Here is a 13,176-nt window from a genome sequence, read left to right on the forward strand (position 1 = left end):
ATTATGGAAGAGGCTTTAGCTTTAATAAATAGCAATAAAATGTATAAAGTGATTTTTAAAGAAGTCTACAATAAGTTTAAGAAATATGGGAAAATAACAGGATCTTTTGTAATAAAATCGAAGTCTGAAGAAGATACGTATGTGCTTATGAATTTTGATCAAAATGTGCTTTATGATGGGAAGGCAAAGATTAAATGCACTTTAGTTGAAGAACTTTTCATAAAAAAACTTAAAGGCTACTCTTTTATAGAGTTAATGGAAAAAGTTATAGGCAGTGAGCTTAAAAGCAATAAAGAAATAAAAGAAACAGAAAAAAATAGTATAAATGAGTTTTTCAAAACTATAATTAATAAATCCCAAAATGGCAAAGGCAAAGAATGGTTTACATATTTAGAGGAGAATAAAGCAAGAGGTTATAATACAGTAATTATAAAATATAAAGAACATAAGGAAAATAATACTCTTAATACTTTACTTAATGAATTGATATTAGTAAATGATTCATTAAGTAAACTTCCTTATACATATAATTCTAAAGAAAATATAGCAGTGTTTGCAGCAAAAATGACTAAAAATCCACATTTTTTTGATCTAGATACTTACACTGGCAAATTATTAATTCATGGAATAAATTTTATTTTAAATAAGAAAAGTACAGAGGCAGTTGAAGAAATAAATGAATTATATTATAATGTAGGAATTTTAAAAGATGAAATATCTAATCATACAACTATTTTTGGCTTTAACGCCTTTGATGAAGACGGCAGCGAAATAAAGCAAATAAAATTATTCAATGAATGGAAGGAACCTCTGCAACTTTCAATATCAAATTTACTAAAGATAAAGCATATGAAAGTTGAAAATGATGAAGTCTATATCTTTGAAAATCCATCTGTTTTTAGTAGTGTATCTAAACAGATAAAGAGCAAAGCATCATTAATATGTACAAGTGGACAATTGAATTTATCATCATATATGATTATTGATAAGATAGCCAACTTAAAAAATATTTATTATGCAGGTGATTTTGATCCAGAAGGTTTGCTTATTGCTGATAAAATAAAACAAAAATATAAAGATAAAGTAAAATTTATGTTATATGATAAGTCTATATATGAAAAAATTAAGTCATCAGAACCAATAAACCAAAAAAGATTAGCAATACTTGAAAATTTAAAATCTCAAGAATTAATGGATATTAAGGAAGGAATAAGTAAGGAACAGAAAGCTGCATATCAAGAATTACTAATAGATGAGTATATTAAATTGATTTAGTTTCCATTCACAGTACAGACTATATTTAAAATAAACTCTCATTTTTATGGTAAAATATAATTAAGTATGGGATTTTGTTTTATAAAAAAATATTTTATTGTTAAATATAAAAAATAGTTATTACAGGGTTTTACTGAGAAAATGGGTACCAATATCAATTAAAGTTAAAATAAATTAGTAATCTACAGAAAAGAGGAGCTAAAAATGAATAGAAGATTTAATACAACAGGTGTTTGTATTCCTCATTTGCATTATATGGTTGACATTACTAATAAGCTTATTAAAATTAAAAATATGATTAATAGAGGGGACTATTTTGTTATAAATAGACCAAGACAGTATGGGAAAACCACTACAATGTATCTGCTGGAGCAAGATTTAAAAGATGAATATTTAGTTTTAAGTATTAGTTTTGAAGGACTAGGAGACTTAATATTTGAAGATGAAAGAAATTTTTCAAAAGCAATATTAAAAATCTTTGGAGATAGTATACAGTTTAATTATGAAAAATATTCATCTAAACTTTATGAACTGTCTGAAGAAGTTAATGATTTAAATGCTGTTTCAAAAGCTATTACAAATTTTTGTAGAATTGTTAACAAAGAAATTATACTGTTTATTGATGAAGTAGACAAGAGTTCTAATAATCAGTTATTTATGAGCTTTTTAGGAATGCTTAGAAATAAATTCTTATTAAGGCAGCAGGGTAAAGATAAAACTTTTTATTCAGTAATTCTTGCAGGAGTTTATGATATTAAGAATTTAAAGCTTAAAATCAGAGAAGATGATGAAAAAAAATACAATAGTCCTTGGAATATAGCAGTAAACTTTAATGTAGATATGAGTTTTGATTCAGATGAGATAGCAACAATGCTTAAAGAATATTCTCAGGATAGAAATATATCAATGGATATTAAGGAAATCTCAGAGTCTATTTATTTTTATACAAATGGTTATCCTTTTTTAGTAAGCAGGTTATGTCAGATAATTGATGAAAATATTATGTCAGATAATCAGAAATTATGGGAGCTAGAATATATTAATAGAGCTGTTAAAGAAATTCTTCAGGAAAATAATACTCTTTTTGATGATTTAATAAAGAATGTTGAAAATAATAATGAATTTAAAGACTATATATTTGATTTAATAATTAATGGTACGGAAAAGACTTTTAATATTCATAATCCACTTATAAATTTAGGAGTTATATACGGATATTTAAAAAATATAGATGGAAGAGTAAAAATATCTAACAGAATATTTGAGCAAATGCTTTATAATTATTTCTCTTCCAAGCTTGAAAATAAGACAGATATGTCAACTTATAATTTCAAAGAAAATTTCATAATTGAAAATGGACTAAATTTTGAGAAGATACTTTTAAGATTTCAGCAGTTTATTAAAGAACAATACAGCTCCATTGACTCAAAATTTATAGAGCGTGAGTGTAGATTATTATTTTTAGCATTTATAAAGCCTATAATAAATGGAGTTGGGTTTGATTTCAAAGAAGTACAGATTTCTGAAGAAAAAAGACTTGATATAGTAGTTACTTATCTTTCAAGTAAGTATGTAATTGAACTTAAGATATGGAGAGGTATTGAATATCATAAAAAGGGATTAAGTCAGCTTAAGGACTATTTAGATATTCAAGGCTTGGATAAGGGGTATCTTATTGTTTATAATTTTAATAAAGACAAAGACTACAAAGAAGAGGTAATACACTATGAAGGAAAGGAAATATTTGTAGTGTTTGTGTAGATAATGAATAGGGACTATTAGAGTAGGGTATCAAACTTCGGAGTAATAGTCAGTAAAAAGTTTAAAATTAATTAATAAAATATATAGCACAAGCTGAGATTTTCTTATATTTAGAAAATCTCAGCTTTAATTGCATTTATGTTATAAATAAACCAACTATAATTTAAAATTATGCGGTATTTACCGAAATCATAAATATTTTTATTCCGAAAAACTATGAAAATGTTGCTGAAGGTTCTAAGCTCCAGGTTGTATCCAATTTAGCATGCTCCCATCTTCGGTGTGACAAGCTAAATTGGAACAACCTACAACTAAGAACCTTTAACAGCCCATTTTCAAATGTTTTCTTCACAAAAATGTTTATAATTTCTAGTGAAGATATCACATTAAAGTTTTAACAAGTTTGTAAATATGTTTATCTAATAAGTCAAATTTTTTAATTTTGGTATATGTACTTATACCTGGTATTATATTCATCATTTACCATACTTAAGTGTATATGAAACACAGAAATTGGATACATATTTGTGAAATAGGCATTGAAAATAAGCTGTTGATGTTTCTTAATGAGAGGTTGTTACATTTCTGCTTGTCCTGAGCTTGCCTCAGGAGCATGCTGAAATGGGGAAACCTCTCATTTAGAAACTTCCAGCGAAATTTTCATAGCCCTATGGAACAAATATGTATTCAATTTCGCTTGGCTATACACATAAGTATGATTTCCACTGTTGGTATCTATATATAATTTTCAATTAATAAAGTGTATTTAATAAAATACCCATTGACCTTGACCTTAGGATAACCACTATAATGTAATTGAAGGGGGAGAAAATCATGGAAAAGGATAAAGTATTTTATACTGCAGGAATATTTGCAAAAAAAGCTGGAATAACCTTAAAGACTATTCATCATTATCATAAGGAAGGTCTTTTGTGCCCAAGTAGTTATAATGAGGCTGGTTATAGACTTTATAGTGATGAAGATTTTCAGAAACTTCAAAAGATATTAACTCTAAAGTTCATAGGTTTTTCACTAGAGGAAATTAAGGAACTTATAAAATCAGATCATCTTAAGAATGATGTAAGAGAATCCTTAAATTTGCAAATGGACATAATTGATGAAAAGATTAATCATCTTGTTCTAGTGAAGAAGGCTATAAATGAAGCTGAACTTATGATGGATACTGAAAGTACCCTTGATTGGACTAAATTTACTAATATAATAAAAATAATTAATACAGAAAGGATTTGGTTAAATCAATACAAAAATTCAGCAAATTTATCTGCACGAATAAGTCTTCATGATTTATTCAGCACAAATAAATATGGTTGGCATAAATGGTTTTATGATCAACTAGGGCTTTGCGAGGGTATGACAGTTTTAGAGCTTGGCTGTGGAAATGCAAGTTTATGGCTTAGAAATATTGATAGAATTCCAAAGAAGTGCAAAATAACTTTAACAGATATATCTGAAGGGATGCTTGAAGATGCAAGGCAGAATTTAGGGGACTACTCAAAAAAATTTAACTTTAACCAAGCTGATGCTCAAAATATACCATATGATGACAATAGTTTTGATGTTGTTATTGCAGATCATATTGTTTATCATATATGCGATAAACAAAAGGCTCTTTCAGAAATTAAACGAGTTTTAAAACCTAAAGGATATTTATATTTATCGACTATTGGGAAAAATCATCTCTTTGAATTAAGAGAATTACTCAAAGAGTTTAAATCAAACATAGTTATAGCTCAATCAGATTTTTCTGAGGATTTTGGTCTTGAAAATGGAGCATCACAAATTTCTAATTGTTTTGATGGCATTGAGTTATTAATGTATGATGATTCACTTATAGTTACTGAGATAGACCCTATTATTAATTATTTATATTCAACCACAGGAAATTCAAAGGAAGTTTTAGTTGGTGAAAATCTAAAGAATTTTAAAAAGTTTATTGAGAATAAGATGAAAGTAACGGGAAGTATTTTTATCACAAAGGAGACAGGTTTATTTAAGGCATATTCAAAGAAATAATAAGTCTTCAAGCTAAAAATATTAATAAATTGAAACTTAGCTTCATCTAGAGTTTTACAGTGGCTAGGCATAAGATAAATTTAATAAATATAGAAGGGATGATTATAATGAAGGTTGTAGTTACAGGTGGCGCAGGTTATATCGGCAGTACAGTATGTTCTGCACTAGAGGACAAAGGACATACTCCAATAATTCTTGACTCTCTAGTTCGAGGCAGAGAGGAATTTACTAAAGGAAAGATATTTTATAAAGGTGATATTGCTGATAAGAGTTTGCTAGAAAAAATCTTTGAAGAAAATCCAGATATTCAGTTCACTATTCACCTAGCTGCACTGGTTGTAGTGCCAGAATCAGTTGAAAAGCCTTATGAGTATTATCATGAGAATGTTACAAAATCTATAGAGCTTTTTAAAAATTTAAATGATTTAGGATGTAAGAATATAGTATTCAGTTCATCTGGTTCAATATATGATGATGTTGAAGGTTTTATGGTATCAGAAGACTCATCTCTTAATCCTAGAAGTCCATATGCTCGTACAAAGTATATGATGGAAATGGTTTTAGAAGATTTTTGCGAAGCCTATGGAATGAGAGGAATATCTTTAAGATATTTTAATTTAATAGGAGCTGATCCAAAGCTTAGATCTGGTGCTCACATAAAGAATCCAAGCCATGTACTAGGAGCCTTACTTAATGCAGCATCTGATAAGGGAAATGTTTTTAAAATAACTGGTACAAATTGGCCAACAATGGATGGTTCAGCAATAAAAGACTATATTCATGTGTGGGATCTTGCTCTTGCTCATGTTAAAGCTATCGAAAATTTTGATAGGGCTTTCAATTTAGCTGGAAGTCAAAAATCTTCCTATCTGGTAATAAATCTTGGAACTGGTACTGGAGTTACAGTTAAAGAACTTGTGGCTTCTTTTGAAAATGTAATTGGAAAACAGATTAATAAGGAAAATGCTGAACGTAGATTAGGGGATGTATCAGGGGCTTTTGCAAGAGTTTCTAGGGCTAAAGAGCTTATTAAGTGGGAGGCTCGTTACTCTCTTGAAGATGGTATTCGCGATTCACTAAAATGGAATGAAATAAGAGAGAATATAATTAGTTTCTAGCAAATTAATATTAAAAATTTGAATCAAAAAGAAATCCTCGAAAAACTTAAGGTTGAAAGAGAGCTATTTAAGAAGTATAAAAATCTAATAGTTGCAGCGACAGGTGTTGGAAAGACTGTAATTTCAGCTTTTGATTAAAAATATTTTTGTAAGGGAAACAAGATGATTAAATATTTTGAGGATAGAATTAGTACTGAAATAAGATTAAATGAAGCTATTAACGTTTATTTTCATTATGAGTTTTATAATACTTAGAAATATTTATGAAGCAAGTCGCTCGTAAACTTACAACTACCACCTCCGAGGTCCAGAAAATTACCAAGTACAAGCAGCCTCAAGGATTAAAAAAATGAATAGTTATATGATGGATGAAACTTTCACAAAATATAAGTAGAAGAGATTTTTTTATAAGGACGGATATAGAAAAAACAATATGTTTCTAAAAAAAATAAATACCTAAAAAGTATTTTTTGTTACCAAATTTTTCGTATAAAATAAGTTTTTACTATTATTGTGATATAGTAAAATTAAAAAAAGATTTTAATGGAATGTTTAAATTATATAGAAAGCAAGCTGGAGAGGAAAACTACAATGGAAAAAAATAAAATCACGGATTTAACAACAGGAAATCCTGGGAAACAAATTTTTTATTTTGCATTACCTATATTTCTTGGGAGTGTGTTTCAACAAATGTACAATTTAGCGGACACAGTGATTGTTGGACATACCTTAGGTGAAAATGCTTTAGCAGCTATAGGCGCTACAACACCACTGTTTGGACTTATTGTTGGTATGGCGATTGGTATAAATAATGGATTTGCTATTGTGATTGCAAGATATTTTGGAGCAAAAGAAATGGACAGTATGAGACAAGCTGTAGCAATGACAGTAATTCTAGACCTTATAATATCAATAGTATTTACAGCTCTTGGAGTAGGTACAATAATGTATCTTCTTAAATTTTTAAATACCCCAGCTGAAATAATAAACGATGCATATGGATATATTGTTATTATTTTAATGTTTATGATTATTACTATAATGTACAATATGATAGCAGGGGTTCTAAGAGCACTGGGTGATAGCCGTAGTCCACTTATATATTTAATTTATGCTTCAATTTTAAATGTAGTGTTGGTTTTTACATTTATTTTAGTATTTAAATGGGGTGTTAGAGGTTCTGCTTATGCAACTGTAATATCACAGATTGTAGCTGTAATCTTAGGATTTAATCATATTATAAAAAAATGTCCGGAGCTAAAATTATCCAAAGGAGATTTTAAATATGATAGGACTATGGTAATGGAATTAATTACTTCAGGATTGTCTATGGGATTTATGCTATCACTTGTTTCAATTGGTTCGGTTGCACTTCAAGGTGCAATAAACAGTTTTGGTAAGGAAATAATAACTGCACATATGGCAGCAAGAAAAATTAGTGAAATTTACATGATGCCCCTTGGAACCTTGGCAACAGCAGCAGCCACATTTGTAAGTCAAAATTATGGTGCAAAGAAATATGAACGTATAAATATTGGACTTAAGAAAACAGTTATGATGGGTGCAATATGGTCAACAATAGTTGTTATTACGGCCTTTGCCTTTGGAACATATATAATAAAATTTTTAACAGGATCAAATGATACTTTAATTATAGATACAGCAGTAAAATATTTAAGAATTAATACTCCTTTTTATTATGTACTAGCCATACTTCTTATATATAGAAGTACGCTTCAGGGAATTGGAAAGAAATTTACGCCACTTGTTTCTAGTTCAATTGAGCTTTTTGGGAAATTTGCAGTTGTAGGATTTTTAGCTCCATCAATGGGTTATCTAGGAGTATGTATCTCAGAACCACTTATTTGGATTACATGTACAATTTTTGTACTTATAGTTTTCTACTCAGATAAAAATTTTAGAGTTGAAATAAAAGAAGATAAAAGTGTAAAAGCCATAAGATAAAAATTAAGGAAGAAATTATAGAAAAGGAAGAAGAAGAGAAATGATTAAATTAATAGCAGCAGATATGGATGGAACATTGATTGGGAAAAATCACGATATACCAAAAGAAAATATAGAAGCAATTAAGGCTGCACAAAAAAATGGAATTAAGTTTGCAATTGCTACAGGAAGAGCATATTCTGATGTAGAGCCGTTTATACATAAATATGACTTACAATGTGATTGTGTTGTATTAAATGGAGCAGAATATAGAGATATTAATGGAGATATAGTTGAACATACTTATATTGAAAAAAAACGAGCAATAGAAATTTTAGAGACAATGAGATGTAAAGATTTAGCTATAGAAATATACACAGATGATGGATTTTATACAACAAATACAAAAGAAGAAACTTTAGCGGGAATGATAAAAAGATCTATTACATTCCATCCAGAATTAAAAGATGAAGAAGAAATATTAAAATATGCTAAGAATAATCCGCATTTTAAAAATATGAAATATATTACTGATATGAATGAATTTTTAAATAGAAAAAATAATATAGCAAAGTTTGTATCTTTTTCACAATCAGAAGAAATTATAAATAAGGTTCGTAAAAAGATGGAAGTACTAGAAGGACTAGCTATATCAGCAAGTTTTGGAACTAACATTGAAGTAAATCATATGGATGCTGAGAAGGGAAAAATTCTTGCAAAAGTAGCACAAAAATTGAATATAAAAAAAGATGAGGTGGTAGTGCTTGGAGATGGCTTAAATGATTACTCTATGTTTACAGAATTTAAAAATTCCTTTGCAATGGGTAATGCAGTTTATGAAATAAAAGAAGTAGCTAAATATATTACAGATACAAATGTAAATTTTGGAGTAGCTAAAGCAATATATCGAATATTAAACGGGGAATTATAAAAATATTAGATTCTACCAAAGAAAAGGAAGTTATTCATTGATTGCAAATGAAATACATGGGTATGATATAATAAAAAGGTTAGTATGCGAGCTATGGGATAAATAGGTATATTTTTAACAATAATAGTAAAAAATATAAGAAAAGAGATGATCAAATGATAAAAGAAGATTTTAATGATTATCATTTAAGCAGTGAGTTATTAAAAGCAATTAGTATGTTAAATTTCAAGAAGTTAACAAAAGTTCAGGAACAGGTTATACCAATTGCGTTAACTGAAAAGGATATAGTAGTAAAGTCTCAAACTGGAAGCGGGAAGACTGCAGCATATGCTATTCCTATTTGCCAATTAGTGGATTGGGAAGAAAATAAGCCTCAAGCATTAGTGCTTACGCCAACAAGAGAACTTGCTATCCAAGTTAAAGAGGATTTTTTTAATATAGGTAGATTTAAGAGAATTAAAGCAGCTGCAATTTATGGGAAGTCCCCTTTCTATGATCAAGAAAAGGAACTTAAACAAAAAACACATATAGTAGTTGGGACACCTGGTCGTATTATAGATCATATAGAAAAAGGTACATTTGATCTATCAAAGATAAAGTATCTTATAATTGATGAAGCCGATGAAATGCTTAATATGGGATTTGTAGAGCAAATAGAAACAATAATAAAAAGCTTATCAAAAGAACGTGTGACCATGTTATTGTCAGCCACAATGCCAAAAGACATAGAGACTTTATGCAACAAATATATGAAAGATCCTATACATATTGAAATTGAGGAGCAAAATAAAGCTGCAGATAATATATGCCAAGAAAGATATAACGTAAATGAATTGGATAAAATAGAACTTTTAAGAGATATAACTATATTAGAAAATCCAGATAGCTGTATGATATTCTGCAATACAAAACAAAAGGTAGATGAAGTTTATAATAAGCTTTCAAAGCTCCAGTATAATTGTAGAAAAATACATGGCGGAATGGAACAAAGTGATAGGTTAAGAGTAATGAATAATTTTAAGCTGGGTTATTTTAGATATCTAATAGCTACAGATGTTGCAGCTAGAGGGATAGATATAGATAATATCACCCATGTAATTAATTATGATATACCAGAAGACAAGGAAAGCTATGTTCATAGGATAGGAAGAACTGGGCGCGCAGGCAAGATGGGTAGAGCAATTACTTTTGTAGCACAAAATGAAAGTAAGTTTTTAAATGATATACATGAATATATAGGTAAAGAGATTATTTTGAAGGAGAGGCCTTCATTGGAAACTGTAAATAATCTCAAAGAAGAATTTGCTTTGAAAATGAATACAAAACCTGAAATTAAAGAATCAAAAGGTTCTGAGCTAAGTAAAGAGATTATGAAATTACATATTAATGCAGGGAAGAAAACAAAGATGAGGGCGGTAGATATTGTAGGCACACTTTGTAATATTGAAGGTATGACAAAGGACGATATAGGAATCATCAATATAGTTGATATATCTACCTTTGTGGAAATATTGAATAATAAAGGGGAGTGGGTGTTTCAGCAGTTACAAAAAACACCTATCAAAGGTAGACTTCGTACCGTAAGTAAAGTAGATATATAAGAATAAACAAGAGTATCCTTATGAAGAGGTAATAAAGAAGCCTATTTTGCTATTTCTAAAGTAAAAACCCCCGACATTAGTCGAGGGTTTTTATGTAGATTGGATACCTGATATTTTAAATATACCAATTTTTATTTATTGGAATTTCTATATATTATGGCTAAAGTATGTGTTTTAATTTTAACTTATTAATGCTTTGCTTAACTAAATCAATCGCCTCCGACTGGCTCTGTCCCTTATGCTTTATTTCAGTATCTCCTATTTTTGCAATTGCCTTATATGGGTATTGATTTTCATTATTCTGTATTACAATTATTTCGTGATTTCCATATTTCTCCATAAAGCATACCACCTCTATATATTTTTATCTTATTATATCATATTCTAAATATTTTGAATATTCTATTTTTTGAATATATTAATTTTTATTAGGAAAAATAGTAGTAAACACACTATTAGTACTTTTGAGTGGCGCTAAGAAATGTGGTAATAATAAAGCACTAATTTCATGTATATAATAAAAAATAGATGACAGCAAGCCATCTATTTTTTGTGTCTTAAGCAATACTATAATCAGTAACATTCTTAGCAGTAAGCTTAGCATCAGCCTTTTTAACAAAAGCCCCAGCATTAGTTTTAAATACGTTTTTTAAGATTATCGTATCCATAAGTGCATTAACCTCAGCTTCAGTAACAGTAGATTTAACCCCGCTGATACTTAAAGAAGCTTTTGTCCCAGCTTCAGTTAAAAAAGTCATTGATAAAGTGTACTCCATATCCATTTTCTTTGCCTCCTTTTAAATTTAATTTTATGGCGATTGAAGTGTTATTTTTTTGATTTTGCCTAAGCTTGTTCTAAAGCTGAAGATTCATTTAAGTACACATCGCCAGTATTAGCACTTAAAACTCCCTTTATAGCTTGTGCAACATCAAAAACATTTTGAGGATCTGCACCATTTTTGATGTTAGAAAAACTTTTCTTAGTATATATAGGATCTCCCGCTTTATCCACTGAAGATTGCACCTCGATACTAAGAGTAGTAGTTGAAATTACTTTACTTGTAGCCATATTTGTTACCTCCTTAATTTTGATTTCATATGAGATATACACCTAAGCCAAAATAATTACATATAATTTTAAAAATTTTTGTGATTTATAATTAATTTAGATTTATAATACTTAAATGTATATTGAGCTACCTCTACTTCGATAAATATACCTTTAAGTATTGTCAGCATCTGTATTAATTACAACACCGAGCTTGGTAGATATTATGGTATTTAGTTTATTAATTGATGATGATAACCCAAGTATTTGTTTTTCCAGTCTTATAAGAAGATAAGCACTTACAACAACGGGAAATCCAGCATTAGTTATCAAATTTACTAATTCATTAATTTCCATGAAAATCACCTCCTAATAAGCTTATATGGAGATATAGGAATAATTTTATATTTAAAATAAAAAAATCTTCCCTATGTTTGTAATAATTTAAGTGAAAGTATATATCTCAAATAGGAGGTGTATAATATGAATAATTTTATTATAGCTGCAGGTCACACAGCTAGTGGAAGTAATGGATGTGGAGCAGTTGGCAGGATTGACGAAAGCAAATGTGTCCGCGAAATTTGTCCTTTAATCGTAAAATATCTGGAAGAAAAGGGCTATTCAGCAAAACTATTTAGGATTGATAAAGGTAATATTGTAAATTTAGAGGATTGTTATACTAGGGTTAATGATGCTAATAATATAGACAAAACTAAAAAAGTAGATTTATATGTAGAAATTCATCTAAATGCTGGGGGAGGAACAGGGTCTGAAGTTTATGTCACCGGATTATCATCTTTATCTAATCAATATGCAGAAAAGATTAGTAATTCTTTAGCAAAAGCTTTGAGTATACCTAATAGAGGTGTTAAAAAAGGAAATTTTATGGTACTTAATAGAACGATAATGCCAGCAATTCTTGTTGAATGTTTATTTGTAGATAGTGAAGATGCAGATAAATATGATCCAGAATTGATTGCAGAAGCTATTGCGTGTGGATTAATTGGAGCTGAAAATTTTAATGAAAAACTATGGAATATGGGATGGAACAAAAATAATATCGGATGGTGGTATTGCACTAACAATTTGAAGAAGTATTACTATACCTCTCAAAATGGTTGGAAGAATATCGATAATGAATGGTATATTTTTGATGATAATGGATATGCTTTGCAAAATTCATGGCATTATGATAATTCTGATGGACATTGGTATTATTTAAATGAAATTTGTAAAATGGTTAAAGGAACTAAAAATAAGCCTTTGTGGCTCCAAATCGATGATGATTTTTATGCTTTTGATGAAAGAGGCGCAATGTATTGCAACTGTATAACTCCTGATGGTCACAAAGTTGATGAAAGTGGTTCGATTGTATGTTGCATAGGAAACAACCTATAAGTTTTAGAAATAGTGTATATGTTTGAAAATAATCATATGCACTATTTTTATTGTTTGCATAAAATA

At 28.9% G+C, this 13,176-nt stretch carries 12 protein-coding genes and 1 pseudogene; 9 read left to right on the forward strand and 4 right to left on the reverse strand.

Annotated features, from left to right (window positions below; genetic code table 11):
- The first annotated feature begins 3 nt into the window (after positions 1-3).
- The 8 genes and pseudogenes from D2A34_RS19290 (at position 4) to D2A34_RS19325 (ending at position 10,664) form a co-directional block, all read left to right on the forward strand.
- The gene (locus D2A34_RS19290) at positions 4-1,275 is read left to right on the forward strand and encodes a TIGR02679 domain-containing protein (RefSeq protein WP_119367674.1); all 1,272 of its coding nucleotides are present in this window, start codon (positions 4-6) and stop codon (positions 1,273-1,275) included.
- A 204-nt stretch (positions 1,276-1,479) separates the two neighbouring features.
- Positions 1,480-3,036 carry a GxxExxY protein gene (locus D2A34_RS19295; RefSeq protein ID WP_119367675.1) on the forward strand — a complete coding sequence of 519 codons (1,557 nt, stop codon included), beginning with the start codon at positions 1,480-1,482 and terminating at the stop codon, positions 3,034-3,036.
- Between the two features lie 834 nt (positions 3,037-3,870).
- Complete coding sequence (locus D2A34_RS19300) at positions 3,871-5,070, forward strand: MerR family transcriptional regulator (protein WP_119367676.1); 1,200 nt, start codon at positions 3,871-3,873, stop codon at positions 5,068-5,070.
- Between the two features lie 107 nt (positions 5,071-5,177).
- Complete coding sequence (gene galE, locus D2A34_RS19305; protein ID WP_119367677.1) at positions 5,178-6,188, forward strand: UDP-glucose 4-epimerase GalE; 1,011 nt, start codon at positions 5,178-5,180, stop codon at positions 6,186-6,188.
- Between the two features lie 24 nt (positions 6,189-6,212).
- Positions 6,213-6,323 (forward strand): annotated as a pseudogene (locus D2A34_RS19310) (DEAD/DEAH box helicase family protein); the annotation flags it as partial.
- A 456-nt stretch (positions 6,324-6,779) separates the two neighbouring features.
- Entirely contained in the window at positions 6,780-8,153 is a 1,374-nt protein-coding gene (locus tag D2A34_RS19315; RefSeq protein ID WP_119367679.1) for an MATE family efflux transporter, read from the forward strand.
- A gap of 40 nt (positions 8,154-8,193) precedes the next feature.
- Entirely contained in the window at positions 8,194-9,063 is an 870-nt protein-coding gene (locus tag D2A34_RS19320) for a Cof-type HAD-IIB family hydrolase (RefSeq protein WP_119367680.1), read from the forward strand.
- A gap of 155 nt (positions 9,064-9,218) precedes the next feature.
- Positions 9,219-10,664 carry a DEAD/DEAH box helicase gene (locus tag D2A34_RS19325; protein ID WP_119367681.1) on the forward strand — a complete coding sequence of 482 codons (1,446 nt, stop codon included), beginning with the start codon at positions 9,219-9,221 and terminating at the stop codon, positions 10,662-10,664.
- Positions 10,665-10,824: 160 nt separating this feature from the next.
- Here D2A34_RS19325 and D2A34_RS19330 read toward each other — a convergent pair whose 3' ends face one another.
- The 4 genes from D2A34_RS19330 to D2A34_RS19345 all read right to left on the reverse strand — a co-directional run bounded on the left by D2A34_RS19330 (position 10,825) and on the right by D2A34_RS19345 (position 12,069).
- Complete coding sequence (locus tag D2A34_RS19330) at positions 10,825-11,004, reverse strand: hypothetical protein (protein ID WP_119367682.1); 180 nt, start codon at positions 11,002-11,004, stop codon at positions 10,825-10,827.
- Positions 11,005-11,221: 217 nt separating this feature from the next.
- Positions 11,222-11,440, reverse strand: coding sequence for a DUF2922 domain-containing protein (locus tag D2A34_RS19335; protein WP_119367820.1), 219 nt, complete (start codon positions 11,438-11,440; stop codon positions 11,222-11,224).
- A 68-nt stretch (positions 11,441-11,508) separates the two neighbouring features.
- The gene (locus D2A34_RS19340) at positions 11,509-11,733 is read right to left on the reverse strand and encodes a DUF1659 domain-containing protein (RefSeq protein ID WP_079441534.1); all 225 of its coding nucleotides are present in this window, start codon (positions 11,731-11,733) and stop codon (positions 11,509-11,511) included.
- A 153-nt stretch (positions 11,734-11,886) separates the two neighbouring features.
- Positions 11,887-12,069, reverse strand: a complete 183-nt coding sequence (locus D2A34_RS19345) for a YvrJ family protein (protein WP_119367683.1) — start codon at positions 12,067-12,069, stop codon at positions 11,887-11,889.
- 126 nt (positions 12,070-12,195) lie between these two features.
- On the opposite strand from D2A34_RS19345, the gene D2A34_RS19350 reads away from it, so the two are divergent.
- Positions 12,196-13,110 carry an N-acetylmuramoyl-L-alanine amidase gene (locus tag D2A34_RS19350; RefSeq protein WP_119367684.1) on the forward strand — a complete coding sequence of 305 codons (915 nt, stop codon included), beginning with the start codon at positions 12,196-12,198 and terminating at the stop codon, positions 13,108-13,110.
- Positions 13,111-13,176 lie beyond the last annotated feature (66 nt).

The organism is Clostridium chromiireducens (assembly GCF_003575225.1).
GTDB lineage: Bacteria > Bacillota > Clostridia > Clostridiales > Clostridiaceae > Clostridium > Clostridium chromiireducens.